1 protein-coding gene is annotated in these 1,455 nt (G+C 67.7%); it reads right to left on the reverse strand.

Features of this window, described 5'->3' with window-relative positions; translation table 11 throughout:
• Positions 1-127 precede the first annotated feature (127 nt).
• Positions 128-1,455: PAS domain S-box protein (locus tag RMP09_RS00155; RefSeq protein WP_310563980.1), on the reverse strand; the 1,328-nt coding region annotated here is incomplete at its 5' end.

Here is a 1,455-nt window from a genome sequence, read left to right on the forward strand (position 1 = left end):
CGTCGCGCACGTCGGGGTCATCGTCAACGATGTGGATGGCAGGGTGGGTCATGTCACGTTCCGAAGGTGCTGACAGCCCCCTCGGGGGGCAGCGAACGAAGTGAGCGTGGGGGTTTCATGTCAGGCCTCAGGCGTCGGCGGATGTCTGTGGCGCAAAGGGTGGGTTGGGGGCGTCGCTTGGCGGGCCGCTCAGTGGCAGCCAGATGCCAAAGCGTGCGCCGCCCAGGTCGGGGTCGCGCGTCACGTCGATGCGGCCATGGTGTGCCTCGACGATCGAGCGGCAAATGGCCAGGCCCATGCCCATGCCACCGTCTTTGGTGCTGAAGAAGGCGCTGAAGATGCGCTCGCGGTCGTCTTCGGGCACGCCTGGCCCGGTGTCGGCCACGTTGAACGATGCGGTGTGCTGCGCGTGGTCCAGGTCCAGCCACATGCGCACCTGTGGCTGCGCGGCCTGCCCCCGTGCGGCCCAGTCCAGGGCGTTGCCCACGAGGTTGAGCACCACGTGCTCCAGCAGCAGGCTGTCGGCCTGCACCCACAGGCGGCCTTCGTCGGGCAGGGGCAGCAGCGTGACGCCGGGCGCACCGGTGCTGACTGCGGTGACGCGCCTGATGAAGGCCGGCAGGTCAAGCGTCTGGCGCGACAGCTCGCGCCGCCGCGCAAACGCATTGACGCGCTGGATGATGTTGCCCGCCCGTTCGGACAGTTTGGCCATGCGTTCCACCACTGGCACCACCTCGTCCAGCGTGATGGAGTGGTTGTGCAGCCGATTGACCAGGCCGTTGGCAAAGCTGCTGAGCGCGCCCAGCGGCTGGTTCAGCTCGTGCGCCAGGGTGGAGGCGACCTCGCCCATGGCCACCAGGCGGCCCGATGCTTCCAGCTTTTGCTGCTGCACGTCGGCCACTTGCTGGGCCCGCTTGCGCTCGCTGATGTCCAGGATGGAGCTCATCCACCCGATGTGTTCGCCGCTGGCGGTGGTCAGGGGTGCTTCGTGTATCAGCACGTCCACCCGTTTGCCGTTGCGGTGCTGGAATTGCACCTCCACGCCCGTGTGCTCGGTGCCCTGGCTGATGATGCCCAGGTGCACGGCGTTCAACTCGTCGGTGTGGTCGGGCGGCCAGTACGGCAGCGGGGCCGACTGGCCCACCAGCTCATCTGCGGTGTAGCCCACCATGCGGCAAAAGGCCTCGTTGACGTACAGGATTCGCCCGTTGCGCGTCCAGGCCCGCAGCCCGATGGTGACCGAGCTTTCCATGGCCGTGCGCAGCGCCACCTGCGCTTGCAGCATGGCCTGCACCTGCTGGCGCTTGCCCATGTCGCGCCGCAGGGCCAGCAGGCTGGCCAGCATGCCCAGCAAAAACAGGACGGCCACCGCCAGGAAAATGCGTGGCACCACAGCGGGCTGCGTGGTCAGCGGGGCCATTTCGATGAACAGGTCGGTGCCCGGCAGGTTCATGG

Origin of the sequence: Hydrogenophaga sp. (genome assembly GCF_031426985.1) — a bacterium.
Taxonomy (GTDB): Bacteria; Pseudomonadota; Gammaproteobacteria; order Burkholderiales; family Burkholderiaceae_C; genus Hydrogenophaga.